The organism is Paenibacillus sp. LBL (assembly GCF_029893715.1).
Classification (GTDB): domain Bacteria; phylum Bacillota; class Bacilli; order Paenibacillales; family Paenibacillaceae; genus Paenibacillus_AQ; species Paenibacillus_AQ glucanolyticus.
The window spans coordinates 778024-790596 of record NZ_JARXYU010000001.1 but is presented as its reverse complement, the minus strand read 5'-3'; the positions used below and the strand labels follow the sequence as shown (position 1 = coordinate 790596).

The 12573-nt window shown below is 42.5% G+C and carries 15 protein-coding genes; 8 read left to right on the top strand and 7 right to left on the bottom strand.

Annotated elements, in window-relative coordinates; all coding sequences use genetic code 11:
• Positions 1-287: 287 nt before the first annotated feature.
• From M2277_RS03725 to M2277_RS03710, 4 genes are all read right to left on the bottom strand, one after another.
• Complete coding sequence (locus tag M2277_RS03725; RefSeq protein WP_280754166.1) at positions 288-887, bottom strand: JAB domain-containing protein; 600 nt, start codon at positions 885-887, stop codon at positions 288-290.
• Between the two features lie 195 nt (positions 888-1082).
• Complete coding sequence (locus tag M2277_RS03720) at positions 1083-1370, bottom strand: hypothetical protein (RefSeq protein WP_280754165.1); 288 nt, start codon at positions 1368-1370, stop codon at positions 1083-1085.
• A gap of 116 nt (positions 1371-1486) precedes the next feature.
• Positions 1487-1708 (bottom strand): hypothetical protein, encoded by a 222-nt coding sequence (locus M2277_RS03715; protein WP_280754164.1) that lies wholly within the window; start codon positions 1706-1708, stop codon positions 1487-1489.
• A 17-nt stretch (positions 1709-1725) separates the two neighbouring features.
• Positions 1726-1899, bottom strand: coding sequence for a hypothetical protein (locus M2277_RS03710; RefSeq protein WP_280754162.1), 174 nt, complete (start codon positions 1897-1899; stop codon positions 1726-1728).
• A 378-nt stretch (positions 1900-2277) separates the two neighbouring features.
• On the opposite strand from M2277_RS03710, the gene M2277_RS03705 reads away from it, so the two are divergent.
• From M2277_RS03705 to M2277_RS03685, 5 genes are all read left to right on the top strand, one after another.
• The gene (locus M2277_RS03705; RefSeq protein WP_280754161.1) at positions 2278-3603 is read left to right on the top strand and encodes a restriction endonuclease PLD domain-containing protein; all 1326 of its coding nucleotides are present in this window, start codon (positions 2278-2280) and stop codon (positions 3601-3603) included.
• A 393-nt stretch (positions 3604-3996) separates the two neighbouring features.
• Positions 3997-5157, top strand: coding sequence for a DNA cytosine methyltransferase (locus M2277_RS03700; RefSeq protein ID WP_280754160.1), 1161 nt, complete (start codon positions 3997-3999; stop codon positions 5155-5157).
• Complete coding sequence (locus tag M2277_RS03695) at positions 5126-6208, top strand: restriction endonuclease (RefSeq protein ID WP_280754159.1); 1083 nt, start codon at positions 5126-5128, stop codon at positions 6206-6208. The genes M2277_RS03700 and M2277_RS03695 overlap by 32 nt, the downstream gene beginning before the upstream one ends.
• 84 nt (positions 6209-6292) lie before the next feature.
• The gene (locus M2277_RS03690) at positions 6293-7258 is read left to right on the top strand and encodes a hypothetical protein (RefSeq protein WP_280754158.1); all 966 of its coding nucleotides are present in this window, start codon (positions 6293-6295) and stop codon (positions 7256-7258) included.
• Positions 7242-7739, top strand: coding sequence for a hypothetical protein (locus M2277_RS03685; RefSeq protein ID WP_280754157.1), 498 nt, complete (start codon positions 7242-7244; stop codon positions 7737-7739). The genes M2277_RS03690 and M2277_RS03685 overlap by 17 nt, the downstream gene beginning before the upstream one ends.
• Before the next feature lie 538 nt (positions 7740-8277).
• On the opposite strand, the gene M2277_RS31680 is transcribed toward M2277_RS03685, so the two are convergent.
• Complete coding sequence (locus M2277_RS31680; protein WP_481857761.1) at positions 8278-8643, bottom strand: tyrosine-type recombinase/integrase; 366 nt, start codon at positions 8641-8643, stop codon at positions 8278-8280.
• Between the two features lie 61 nt (positions 8644-8704).
• Positions 8705-8878, bottom strand: coding sequence for a helix-turn-helix domain-containing protein (locus M2277_RS03680; protein WP_076152143.1), 174 nt, complete (start codon positions 8876-8878; stop codon positions 8705-8707).
• A 570-nt stretch (positions 8879-9448) separates the two neighbouring features.
• Between M2277_RS03680 and M2277_RS03675 the strand changes: the two genes are divergently transcribed.
• The 3 genes from M2277_RS03675 to M2277_RS03665 all read left to right on the top strand — a co-directional run bounded on the left by M2277_RS03675 (position 9449) and on the right by M2277_RS03665 (position 10660).
• Positions 9449-9724 (top strand): SRPBCC family protein, encoded by a 276-nt coding sequence (locus M2277_RS03675; protein WP_280754156.1) that lies wholly within the window; start codon positions 9449-9451, stop codon positions 9722-9724.
• An 83-nt stretch (positions 9725-9807) separates the two neighbouring features.
• On the top strand, positions 9808-10305 hold the full coding sequence (locus M2277_RS03670; protein WP_006212011.1) for an SRPBCC domain-containing protein: 498 nt from the start codon (positions 9808-9810) through the stop codon (positions 10303-10305).
• A 31-nt stretch (positions 10306-10336) separates the two neighbouring features.
• Entirely contained in the window at positions 10337-10660 is a 324-nt protein-coding gene (locus tag M2277_RS03665; RefSeq protein ID WP_280754155.1) for a DUF1801 domain-containing protein, read from the top strand.
• A gap of 931 nt (positions 10661-11591) precedes the next feature.
• On the opposite strand, the gene M2277_RS03660 is transcribed toward M2277_RS03665, so the two are convergent.
• Positions 11592-12515 carry a S66 peptidase family protein gene (locus M2277_RS03660; RefSeq protein ID WP_280754154.1) on the bottom strand — a complete coding sequence of 308 codons (924 nt, stop codon included), beginning with the start codon at positions 12513-12515 and terminating at the stop codon, positions 11592-11594.
• Between the last annotated feature and the right edge of the window lie 58 nt (positions 12516-12573).

Below are 12573 nucleotides of genomic sequence, written 5' to 3'. Positions count from 1 at the left end.
TCATCAAGCACCGAGCGCATGATATTTGCTGCGTTTGTGATCATTGATGATTGACCTCTTCTGATAGTATCGTCTTAACGAGTGCGGCGGAACATCCACGTTGCTCAATGCATTGAAGATATTGCTGTGAATTGATCTCTTGTAATAGGCTTCATTTCCTGATGACCATTTACATATATTGTGAAGTCGCCTGGTACAAGTTTGTTGATGAATACCGATTGATTATCGATAAAGCCAAGTACATGTATCCAACCGTCAGTCATACGAATGAATAAATGATCGTTCATTTAGAATAGTCCACGCTCTTTCAACGAGCAGTAGCTGTCTGTTGTTATGATAACGTGATCGAGTAAGTGGATATTCAGGAGTTCCCCTACTTCAGCAAGCCTTTTGGTAAGCTGGATATCTTCACGAGATGGAGTGCAGTCACCAGAGGGATGGTTATGGATGGCGATCCAACTACAGGCACTCCGTTGAATCAGAGAACGGTACACTTCTCTAACTCCTACAATAGCACTGTTTATTGTACCGATGCTGATTCGCTCCTTGCAAATCACGTGATTCTTTGTGGACAACGGCAAGAGCCAGAATTCCTCAACCAACTTGTGTCCTACCTCAAATCGCATCAGACGAAAGACATCCTCAGGTTTGCGAATAATATACGATTCTTCTCGAGGTGTGTTGAACGCTCTCGCTAACTTAAGCGTAGACACGATCTGACGTGCTTTCACGGGGCCAACACCTTTGATGCGGGTAAGCTCCATTTCATTAGCATCAAGCAGTTCATATGGCGTTACAAAGCGGGAGAAGAGCTCTTGGATGATAGCACTATCTTCTTTTACGCAGAGTGCATCTGCTAAGGCTGCTTTGATCATATACTGGTTCATTTATGATTACCTCCAAGAAATAGAATAGAAATAGGGAAGCAGCATGGCAGCTACTTCCCTTGGTATAAATTGCAATATTCAATTAGTGTTTAGGAGTAGCAGGATATGAAAAAGACGGCATCAAATGCCGTCCCATTGAAATGCTATTCGTCAAATACGTCCACTTGTCTGCAATCTTACTGTCCATTGCATCCTTTAAGGCTTGAATACTACAAACTCCGAAAGATCTTCCGCAAGCAACTTCGCCTTTAGCTTCGCAGCGATTTCTTCTTGCTCATCCTTTGGCAACTGTGCGATATATCGCGGGTTAGACATATCAGCGAACTCAACCTTTCGTGTAGTTTCTACAATTCCACCATATTTGACACCGAGCTTAGATGTTCTATATGATTGGTTTAGGTTGTTTTTCTTAGCTGCTCCGATTGACGGGCGGCTTTTTCTTTTTTTTAAAAGTTGCATTTTAGACACTGCCAGCAGTGTCAAGCACTCCACGTCATTCCTTCAGCGGTATTCAACGGCGCATACTTCAATTCACGGAATGTAGTTGCTTCCGTTGCACGATCAATTGCTCCATGCTTTTCATCTGTCGCTTCTCCTCATTAGCGAGCCTGTCTCTTTCCTTTCTGATGCTTCTCAAGACGATCAGGGTAATACTTGAGGAAGTACCGAACTACGTAATAGGCGGCAAGATCATCCTCCAGAGACCAATTCCTTTTGAAGAATACGAACAGTACAGTACTTGCCATTCGGAAATGGCCATTTATGACGAGTTGCCGAAGCAAGATCGTCATATCCTCAGGTAATCCACGCTTTACAACCATTCTTCGTTCCTCCGTTCCTAGAGACTGTCTTTCCATTCCATCAAGATCATCACGATTTCCCGCCAATCATTGCTTAGCGGATACTGCTCAGCCAAGTAATCGGAATGTGTATTGTCGATCCTCTCCCATTCAGCTTCCAGCTTGATCATGGAATCAATCACTGCATCCAGTGCCTGCTTAAAGGTTTCCAACTGCTATCACCTCCATTCGCTTGGGGTTCATCTCACTTTCCCCGATTATCGCTGTCAGGAACGCAAAAAGGCCCGTATCCACCCCAATGGGAGCGGATACAAGCCTCATAGTTGTTCCATCTATATGTACCTTATATGGATTATTTATGGTATAAATAGTAGAGTAGTTCATTGGATGCAATCTGGAAGAACTATATGTCTATAGATTGGGGGGGGCTCGTTAGAAAGTTCGAAAGCTTTCTACTTCATAATATTTGCGCCTGGAAAATTTCCTGATTTTCGTTTCCATCAATAATTTACATATATTAACATATTGTAAGGGTCGGCGAGGAACTTTGAATTATACGACATGTCGTTATTGAGGGAAGGTATAATAGAATGAATAATGTCTTCTTTGACTGGAAAACAACGAATGCACTTGAGAAGATAGAATCCGTTGAAAATACGGAAAGACTGTTTATCGCTACAGCATTTATGGAGCAAAGTGGAGTTGACTGGATTAAGAGGTTAGCTGATATGTGGGGATTGCAGAAAGAGAAAATCAAAATATTTCTCTCAGTTGATTTCTCTTTGAATCAGCCATCGTCCTTGCTTCACCAATTGGACCAGCTAGCTTTAGTATATATCGTTTCGAAAGAAAGGTTGCATGCTAAAGCTGTTCTTGCGGTAGACAAAAATGGTACTGGTAAAGTTATGAGCGGCTCCGCCAACTTAACTCATAATGGGATGAATAATAATCTTGAACTTAGCTCTGTGCTGGATGTGACCAAGGGCAATACAAACATCCATTTCTTTTTTTCTAAGCTCGAAGACCTGTCAGTGAGTGTGGATTCGTATATTATTGAGAGCTATCGTTTGAGAGAGGAAGAATTAGAAAGGATACCTATTGCCAATGACACGATGAATACATTGTTCAAATCTGTGTTCATCCCCACTAATAACGCAGAGCTGCCATCTGCTGCACTTCTAAAAGACTACTATTTCACTTATGATGATTATGAAACTCTCTTGGAAGAGAATGCGCCGCTGGTTACAAATGAGTTGCGACATAGAAGAAAAGCGATTCGTGATAAGCTGATACATCTGCATGATGAACTTGAATCTGCAGCAAATAACATGGGTTTACACTCTCATTGGGATGACAATCATAAGGTGTCCCATATTGAGCCTTCTCAGTTCAATTATGGGCGTGTAAACTGGATGGCAGTTCGTTTCGGCAAGCATAGATCGCAACTAGATAAGTTATTACCAGAGCGGTTTTATGGCGAGAGGGAGTTATACTCTTTTCCTAAACATGGATGCATTCAAATGTCCTTAAACCAGCACGGATTTTCTGTGGGTCTTTTCCATGCTGTTCGACATGATTCTTGGGACCGAGCATACGTTAAGGATCGAATAGAGAAAGACCCTATATTCGTTAAAACGATGATAAAGCACTTAAAGAATCTTGAGGGTAACGGCTATACGTGGTATATTCATGATCCTGTATCAGGTAAAGAGTACGTGTTTGACATTGATTCAGATTCAATGGGTTCATTTCCAAACTTCTATGCAAATGATCAGGCTGGATTTGAATCTTATGTGATAACTACGTACGATCATCTGGACGAGGACATAAAAACAGTAAATGATATAATTGATACTATTGAATATCACTTTAGTTTGTTAAAGCCATTGTATGATTATATGGTTCAGGTTCCGTAGGGAGGCGGTAAGTATGTTCAAATGTAAGGAATGCGGGGGAATATTACTTGTGATCGGCGTCGAAACTCCTCCAGACCACTTATCTAAACAAGAAAAGCTCATATATGATCGAGTGTGTGATGTTCAGTGTGCCGACTGCAAGAAGATGTATTATTCTCAACCGTATGATTTTGGCAAGAAATTCAATACCGTCCGTACTTTAGAAAAATAAGAAAGACCCTGAAGGTGCTTCCTTCATAAGGGTCTTTTACGCCGATGCTTTCGGACATAGGTATTTTATCATCCAATTTTTTGGAAATCAAGATGTATTTTCTCGGGTAAGCAGGAACCACCCAGATGATGTAGAAATTATTATCGCAAGCTGTCGAATTAATGCAGAATAGAGGTAAGGCAATGTCAAATACACCAGCCATTTTTTCGTTTTTTTCAGGTGCAGGCTTCTTAGATTTAGGATTTGAAAAGAGTGGCTATAACGTACTGTTTGTAAATGAATTCTATCGCCCTTTTATGGAGACATATATTCATTCTCGGAAGGTAATGGGCATCCCAGAACCTGAATTTGGTTATCATCTTCGTGACATAACTGAATTCACCAATGCAGAAGACAGTGGGAACCTAACCTCACTTGTCGAGAAGGCAAGGGAATCCAATCCCCTTATTGGCTTTATCGGCGGCCCCCCTTGTCCTGACTTCTCCGTTGGTGGTAAGAACCGAGGAAGCGAAGGTGAAAACGGAAAGCTCTCGGCTACTTATGTTGAGTTAATCTGCCAACAAGAGCCTGACTTTTTCTTATTCGAAAACGTCAAAGGATTATGGAGAACAAAGAAGCACAGAGCATTCTATGAAGAGATTAAGTCTAATCTCCATAGTGCAGGATATGTAACCACAGAGCGCTTGATCAACGCTATAGAGTACGGAGTTCCTCAACAAAGAGAACGAATTATTATGATTGGATTCAAGCAAAATGTGTTGGAGAGAATGGGGATAGAATTAGGGGAAGGCATGTCATTAACAGACGTGTTCCCATGGGAAAAGCATATTAAATATAGTCTAGATAGGATATCCAGTATTCCTTGGCTAGCGACTACTCCATTTGGGGAAGATGTTGAACTTGAGCGTCCAGCAGGTATCCCTGAGGAACTCACAATTGAGCATTGGTTCAATCAGAATGATGTATACAATCATCCGAACGCTCGTCAATATTTTACGCCTAGGGCTGGACTTGTGAAATTTCAAACGATTCCTGAGGGCGATGATTCAAAGAAAAGCTACAAACGACTTCACCGATGGAGATACTCACCTACTGCGGCATACGGAAACAATGAAGTACACCTGCATCCTTACAAAGCAAGGCGTATTTCTGTAGCAGAAGCATTAGCAATTCAGTCTTTACCAAAAGAATATGCATTACCAAGTGACATCACCTTGTCTGCTGCATTTAAGACTGTAGGCAATGGTGTGCCTTATTTAGCAGCTAAGGGATTGGCTGAAACCATTTTAGACTTCCTAGGAGTGAGTACACATGAGACTAACTGCCTCCAACTTAGTACATGAGATTGGGCAATTACCTAAGGACATGATATATCAGTATGTTAATTCCAAAACTCCAGGCATGATTAGAATTATGGATGTTGTATATCCAGAGGGACCTATTGTCATTAAGCGCATAAATCCTAAAAAGGGTGAGACATGGGCAAATGCAGTCGAAGAATCAATTTCTACGGGGATGATTTGGCGACTCGCAAATGCATTGTTTCAAAACCATCCAGTCAATGTTGAACGTGTATTCGGTGGTAGTTACAATACAAGATCAGTATTAGAAGCATTATTAGCGCATACTCCGCAGTTTTATTACTGCTACCCTGGAAGGATTGAAAGCATTAGCTCTAACACGAATATCAAGAAAGGCCACAAGCATCTTATGTGGTGTCCTGACGATCCTCACCCTGCTGGAGCAATGTACAAATCGCAAACTGATGTGGTCATTTCTGAAGTGCCGACCGTTGATGTAATGTATGATGCGTTGGTACTTCCCGACCAAATTAAGACTCCAGAATTGGATATAGAGATGAAAAGGCGGCATTCACAGATGCAGATCGCTCTTATCGAAATCGGACAGCATCTGGGTTTCCGTACCTGGATTGCTCAAAACGACAAAGGTATTGTGTATAAAAACAAAAAGATCGGCGAGATGGAGAGTGTAGTAAGTTCCTTGCGCAATGAAAAGCTAATTGCGCCATTTGAGGATGCATACAGAGCTGCTCTAATGATTGACTGCATTTGGTTTAAGAATGGAAAGTTAATGCCTGCTGTTATGGAAGTTGAACATAGCACTGGGGTTACGAGTGGTTTAACACGAATGAAGGGCCTCCAAGATGCAATACCGCCTTTCCCTACTCGATATGTAATCGTAGCAGCTGACGATGAAAGAGAGAAGGTGTTTAAAGAAGCGAGTAAGCCTCAATTCCATTCACTTAACACACGATTTTTCTCATACTCAGCTGTAGAAGAAATGTACGCTCTGTTCAAAAAGAGAAACATTAAAGGCGTTACGGAAGAATTTCTCGATAGTTTCATGGAACCTGTATTAGGTAAGCTAGCTTAACGACACAACACCACGAATGAAGAGCCTATTACAGTATCTATTGTATGGGCTCTTTTATATTATGACTAATGGAGGAACAGTATAATGGCTAATATTAATCGTAAGATTCATTTCTTCAGAATCGATTTGTATGAGTTACGACAGGGTTCCAATTCCTTACGCCCACATACTGATCCTTATGGAGTGTTTGATTACATAAGTAACTTGCAGTTCAATGGCAATAATCCTCTATCAAGGTATCTTTATCTGCTAAGCGGGGATGTCCATCTTATTGAAATGGATTCGACAAGTACAGCGTCTGAGATCAAAGGTCGATTTGCGGTGTCACGGAGAAGTTCTCTGCCAGAGCTTGAAAATCAAGGAAAGCTAACTGGATTAATCATTCCAGCGAATGCAGGACTTGCTGAAATCACACATTTTGTTTTTTACCCGATAGCTGGGGTTGTAGGCCTAGAGTTCAATTTCTATGGACCAAGAGCATCCGCCCTGAAGGATTATGTGTTAGAAAAAAGCCGTACTTATTCTAATCCAACAGTTCACATCGAAATTACGCCAATACTTAATCTTGATGTGGATCGCCAGTTAAGATCAATTGGTAATGAGGTAAGCTTAGTACAAATTGAAGTGGCAAAGAATTCAATTGGAATTATTGAACAATTGGATTCAAACCTTAAGAATGCATTTGAAGCAGCAGCTTCAATATCGGAAGCGGAGACTGTAGAAGTTATTCTTCGTAAAAAGAAGTACTCAAAGCGTGGATTTGGGTTCCCGTTTGTTAAGCAGAAACTCAATGACTTTCTCACTCGACAGTCAAACCGAGACCAGATACATCGCTTTAAGATGGTTGGTGAAGATATCACAACTGAGAAGAATAAAGCTTTTGATTTATTAGAAGATAAGATGATCTCCACGAAAAGTGTTATAACGGTCGACGACAAAAGACGAGCGGTAGACTCAACTAGTATGTATAATGCAATCAATGAAGCATACCATGAGTTGAGAGATAATTTCGCAAGGGTGGAACAATGTCCTGATGAAGAAAATTATTGATACGTATGATAAGTATTTCCTCTTCATGGAATTTATCCTATCAATCGTGTTAACCTTTGTAATTCTTTGGATGATTAATAAATATAGTCTACAGGATGAAGTAATGAATGTATTAAAAGGTTCACGCTCAGCTTTATATGGAGCGATTGCTGGAGTAGCTGGCTCCCTACTCGGCTTTGTTATTACTGGATTGTCGATTCTACTTGTTACTGGAAATAATTCAGGTATGAACGCCCTCAGATCGAGTATATATTATGGTCAAATCTTTAAGGTATTCTTAAATACGAGTAAATATCTTGGGCTGTTGGTTGTACTTTCACTTGTATCCCTAATTATGGACCGTGATACAGCTCCGTTGTTTGAACTAAATATGGTTGTGCTGTGGGGAGTTATTATTGTATCGTTCAGGATGCTAAGGTGCTTATGGGTGTTGGAGAATATTATTGGAATTAATAAGAAAAAAAATAAGGTTGTTCCGTAAGTTCAACCATCGTTTGAATCGATATTCTTTACTGCTTTCGCATAGCTAATGTGGCTAGTTTATTACATCAACAATTATATGATCACACCTATGATCACAAACCTTAAATAATATGCGGAAATTCAAGGTAACAACAAAACAGACCGAAGTCCGAAAACCCGCACTACAGAAGGCTTTCGGACATATCGGTTCATTGAAGGAAACAGTGTTCACCACACTGGCAGCGATGAGGTCAGGGGTTCGATCCCCCTAGGCTCCATAACTAAAAAGAACCCGCTAAACACAGGGATTTTCGAGTGTTTGGCGGGTTCTTGCTATGCTTAGATATGATTTGAGCGCGTGGTCACACGTTTGGTCACACTAAGGATTTTTTTAATGCTATTTCATCTTTTGCGAGGCAAATAGGACTCCGCTCAGACCTTTATTTTATTTTTCTCGATCACAAACAATCGCCCTGTCCTCTTTTGGAGGCAGGGTGATTTACTTTTACTCCGTTCTAAATGCTCCGATGAAAGGCGGTCAGTAAGTTGAGGATGAATTATTGAATCGTGTTTAACGATTCAGAATCAAATTCTAACGAGCTACCCGTGTCGGCAGCGATTAAAACCTCCTTTTCTTTGCTCTCAAGTTGCGACCCGAAAATCATGTTGCCATACTGATGAGTGGTTTCCTTATGAATAGATGTTAAAATATGGAAACTAATGTCGAGGGTCACTCGAATGTCTGAATGCCCAGGGATTTCCTTTACAATCTTTGGGTTTGTATTACTACTAAGCATTAATGTGACCACGGTATGACGAAGATCATGAAAACAAATTTTAGGGACTTTCGCTTTCTTCGTCAAATCATAGAACGTTCGAAGCAAGTTGCGTGGATTTACAGGAGTGCCTAACTTCGTACACACAATCAAATCATAGACTCTATAGTACGAGCCAGCGGAGCCGCAGCAAAATGCGCAGCTTATTTTAATCTCCTTCTGATAATTCCTTGTAGCGTTCCATTGTTATTTTTGCCTGCGACAGTACGTAATCCCTGACAGCTATCTTCGGAATTCGATAGCCCTTCATCTTTATCGCCTTGATTTCGCCACTATTTAGCAATTCATAGGCTTTGTTCCTCCCAATGTTCGATGCTGGCAATGGTCAACTTCATCGCGCAAGGGATGGCAATCGGGATCTATGGCAAGATGACGGACCTCAGCAGATCGGCGATTCCAGCATGGAATCCGCTCTTTGGATCACCCGCAACGCGGGGGCTTGATCTTCAGCAATATCTGGTTCGTGCTGGCGGTCTTACAAGTTGCCAGCTTAGGCCTCTTCTATTTCGTATTCGGCAGACACCGCCGCGCTGAATCGTCCGAGACATGGTTAAACACGGCTTAAGCCTGTGTCAAGCGCACACTTCTACGACATGAGGTATTCCGTAAAATTCTTTGCCAGCTTTCGCGGTTCGGCGCGATTAATGAAAGTGCGGTCAATTTAAATACTGAATATTCCTTGACAGGTATATTCCTTAAGAAGTATATTCAAAATGAACAGAAAATAATATGAAAAGGAGTGATTTGGTCGAAGAAATCGGCATTCTTGATTGTTGCCGTCGTCCTGTTGTTGGGAGCATTGGTCAGAAGGTCCCGTGTTTGCTTTCGTATAGCGAATCCTTTGTAATCGCGCGTATGAATGGATTGGAGTTTTCACGCGACGTTAATCCAAATGCTGATTTATCCAGACTTCATCCAATCGTATTCCGATGAAGAAGGTAACACGATCCGGGCTCCGTTCAGCGGAACGTGGCCGCTCGAAGTGTTCAACCACTTGATGTTAATCGAAAGCGAAGGAAAGACGAAGCTTACGCTAAAAGGCGGTCCGTTTAACGCCACTGAGGAAGAACGCGCCACCTTTGAGAGCATGCGCCCGCATGTACAGCAAGGATTCGTCGGGACATTTGGTCAACTCGATGCGTTCTTGGAACAAAACTTGAACCGTTAACTACTGTGTTGGCGATATTGGAAAAAATGGGATAAAATCTGAGCAGAACCCTATTACTTACCCAAATGAGGAGGAAAAACACGATGAGTCAACAGGCAAATAAAGCAACAACGCGAGTAGAAGGACAAGCATTAATCATTGAGCGTATTTTCGAAGCACCGCGCGAGTTGGTGTGGGATGCTTGGACAAAGCCGGAGCATGTGTCCCGCTGGTGGGGTCACGGCGGAGTACCCCTCCATGCCTGCGAGATCGATTTGCGAGTGGGTGGCACCTACCGATATGTTCAGTTGGGTCCGGATGGGACCGAGTTTCCTATCATCGGTACGTATCGCGAAATTGTGAAGCCCGAGCGACTGAACTATACGATGATTTTTGACGTGGCTCCGTATAACGAGCACGAATCCGTCATTTTCGACTCGTTTGAACAGCTTGAAGGCGGTAAATCAAAATTGACGATGCGCACGGAATACGTCTCTGCTGAAGCCCTTCAAGGCTCACTGGCTTCCGGTGCGGAGCAAGGTGCGATTGCGTCCATGGAACGTTACGCCGAATATTTGGCCAAGTTGCAACAGGAAGTCTAATATCCATCGATAAGAGAGGACGTGTTAGAAAATGAACCCAGAAGTATCCACATTTATTGAAAATCTGTCCTCGCCATGGCAAGTTCAATTGTGCGGTCAGCTTCGGCATATGGTCCACGAGACGATTCCTGGAGTGGAAGAGAAGATTCATTTTCTGAAGAACGGGCAGTTTGCTGCCGTCATTTCACCTTCGAAAGATGCAATTGCATTTATGATCATGAATACAGTCGGCATGGCGTTTCCGAAAGGCTTCGAGGGTCCGGCCGAACGGAAGTGGATCAAGCTGCGCGAAGGAGATAAGCCGGATCTGGCCCAATTGTCCGGCTATCTGAAGCAAGCATCCGAGTCGTTGTAATTGGGAAAGTAGCAGTTTTTTAGAGGATATAAGCAAAGAGAGAGAGTGGAGATAAGGTTCCTCACTCTATTATTTTTATCGAAAGAGAGGTTAAATCGGTGCAAGTTTCCGATGTGAGTTCCGAAGTCTCGCATCACGCAGTAAACGGCCCATCAAAAGGGCACGATAGTTGAAAATTGAAAATGGGAGAACCCTCATATTCTGATGGCTCTCCTTATTAACTTGCTGGGCTCTATTTCGATAACATCATGGCTCTCACTAATTAACCAAGTGGCTCTGCCGCACCGAAATATTCACAAGGACAGCGATGGTCGCCGTCCTTGTTGTGTTTTTTTATTGCAAACCAAACAAATGAATAATGCTTAAATAATGTAACCCTTCTTCACCAGTATGCCTTCCTACAGATGGCATTTTCCTTATGCATCTATCTTTAATTAGTAGTTCTATACAAGAAATTTTATATATGGTCAATATCGGAATAGATACTATGTATATTAACTGTCCAATTTCACAATCGGAATTCAGCAGATTGAAAGTGCAACTCGAGGAAGCTTTAGGCGAAAAGTTTCATCCAGAAAGAAAGCACAAACAAGATAGCAAGAAACAGACAGAGGACAAGTATCTTAAAAATACATTTATTACCTATGCCTATGCCAAGCTAGGTTTTCAGAAAATAAGATTACGGAAAATACACCGGGACGGTGTGTTGGAAATTTCTCCGGTCTCGACAGCATGGGATCAAAGAGACGCTACATTTTACGTGAAATAAGTCAGGTGTGAAGGGATTGCCCATCTGTAGCGCAGCTATGAGTTTACCTGCAGCATCACATAGAAATGAAGGCAGCTGATCGTAATGATCAACTGCTTTTTTCATTAATATCTCGCTGCGCATGGGCAGCATGGGGATGAAGCGAGGCCCATGCAACGAGCTTTATGTACTGATCGTAGGTTCAACCACGGTTATGGTATTAAGAATGGAATCGAGATTAACCAAGGCGCCAATCGGCAGAGCTGCTTTATACAAACCATGACCCGTGGCAAGATTTGTGATCAACGGCTTGCCGAGCGGCACAATGAACTCGTTGATGACATCCTCGTAGGATTTGCCGTAAGCAGCCTGGCAGCCTGTACATTCCCCCGTGATAATGCCGATGCAGTCACGAAATTTCCCCGCGAGTTTCAAATCGTTCAAGTACCTGTAGACGGTATTGGTCGGTTCATGCGTTTCTTCAAGAACGATTATTTTGCCCCGCGTATCGATTTCGAAAGGCGTTCCAAGCGTATCTACAAACGAGGTTAGATTACCGCCCACAAGCGGCCCTGTAACGTTGCCCGGAACTCGGCTGATCAGAGGCATTTCGGGTGGATTCAGGATGGGCCGTGTTAATGAATACAGGGACGTCGCGGCAAAAAACTGGTCGTAATTGTAGGAGGGCGTCTCGGGTTTGAAGTCGATAAGCAAGAGGCTGTGAAACGTAATTAAATCCACGAATTGATGCAATGCGTTTAATAGTACCGTTATATCACTGTAGCCCGTCAAGATTTTCGGATGGTTCCGGATCACTTGATAATCAAGGTATGGAAGGATTCCGGCTACTCCGGTGCCGCCTCTTGTGGGCAGTATCATTTTCACCTGATCGTCTTGAAACATCATCATTAAATCGGATGCCCGCTGTTCGTCTGTTCCGGCCAGAAACCCGTTTTGGGCATATACATATTGGCCCAATACGACATTGAACTCCATGGCTCGTAAATATTCGATCCGTGCATTGATGATGTTGGCATCGAGCGGGCTGCCCAAGGTAACGATTCCAACGGTATCGCCTCTCTGCAATATGGGCGGACGTATCGGCATATTTCTGCCTCCTTCCTTGAGTCCCAGGGGCCATCGTATTCCCGTATTGCTTAATTAT

Bases quoted from the DNA above. Each gene is read 5' to 3' on its own strand.
- M2277_RS03725 (WP_280754166.1), bottom strand. From the start codon at position 887: ATGAACCAGTATATGATCAAAGCAGCCTTAGCAGATGCACTCTGCGTA.
- M2277_RS03715 (WP_280754164.1), bottom strand. From the start codon at position 1,708: ATGGTTGTAAAGCGTGGATTACCTGAGGATATGACGATCTTGCTTCGG.
- M2277_RS03705 (WP_280754161.1), top strand. From the start codon at position 2,278: ATGAATAATGTCTTCTTTGACTGGAAAACAACGAATGCACTTGAGAAG.
- M2277_RS03700 (WP_280754160.1), top strand. From the start codon at position 3,997: ATGTCAAATACACCAGCCATTTTTTCGTTTTTTTCAGGTGCAGGCTTC.
- M2277_RS03695 (WP_280754159.1), top strand. From the start codon at position 5,126: ATGAGACTAACTGCCTCCAACTTAGTACATGAGATTGGGCAATTACCT.
- M2277_RS03690 (WP_280754158.1), top strand. From the start codon at position 6,293: ATGGCTAATATTAATCGTAAGATTCATTTCTTCAGAATCGATTTGTAT.
- M2277_RS03685 (WP_280754157.1), top strand. From the start codon at position 7,242: ATGAAGAAAATTATTGATACGTATGATAAGTATTTCCTCTTCATGGAA.
- M2277_RS03675 (WP_280754156.1), top strand. From the start codon at position 9,449: ATGCTGATTTATCCAGACTTCATCCAATCGTATTCCGATGAAGAAGGT.
- M2277_RS03670 (WP_006212011.1), top strand. From the start codon at position 9,808: ATGAGTCAACAGGCAAATAAAGCAACAACGCGAGTAGAAGGACAAGCA.
- M2277_RS03665 (WP_280754155.1), top strand. From the start codon at position 10,337: ATGAACCCAGAAGTATCCACATTTATTGAAAATCTGTCCTCGCCATGG.
- M2277_RS03660 (WP_280754154.1), bottom strand. From the start codon at position 12,515: ATGCCGATACGTCCGCCCATATTGCAGAGAGGCGATACCGTTGGAATC.